This window comes from Streptomyces sp. NRRL F-5122 (assembly GCF_001507435.1).
Taxonomy (GTDB): Bacteria; Actinomycetota; Actinomycetes; order Streptomycetales; family Streptomycetaceae; genus Streptomyces; species Streptomyces lannensis.
Map to the genome: position 1 here is coordinate 1 of NZ_LMWH01000130.1, position 490 is coordinate 490.

Below are 490 nucleotides of genomic sequence, written 5' to 3' on the forward strand. Positions count from 1 at the left end.
CCCCGTTATCTTCTTTGCGGTCCTGCAAGAGGGCCGCTGGCCTCCGGGCCCGGCATGGCTGTTGCCCCCTGTCGAACGGATGACCTGGGGGGTGGTGTCACCGGGCCCGAGGGGTGCCGTCGGAGACGCTGATCAGAGGTCCGGCCGCCGCCCGGCCCGGCGCAACGCCGGGCCACTTGCGGGCGGCAGGTCTGCATAACGTGGATGCGCGCGAACGGCCCGCCGCCAAGGCCGGCACGGCATCGACGCATGTGGGGGCACAGTGATCGACATCAACGACATAGGCGTCTTCCTCGGCCTGGACGTCGGCAAGAGCAACCATCACGGCCATGGACTCACCCCGGCCGGGAAGAAGGTCTTCGACAAGGCCCTGCCGAACGGAGAACCCCAGTTGCGGGCCGTCTTCGACAAGCTCAAGGCCAAGTTCGGCACCGTCCTGGTGATCGTGGACCAGCCCGCCTCCATCGGCGCCCTCCCGCTGACCGTCGCC

Annotated in this window: 1 protein-coding gene; it reads left to right on the plus strand. The window is 69.0% G+C overall.

The window, feature by feature from the left end; genetic code table 11:
• Window positions 1-265: 265 nt before the first annotated feature.
• A partial coding sequence (locus ADL25_RS16150) for an IS110 family transposase (RefSeq protein ID WP_420711343.1) occupies window positions 266-490 on the plus strand: 225 nt, incomplete at its 3' end.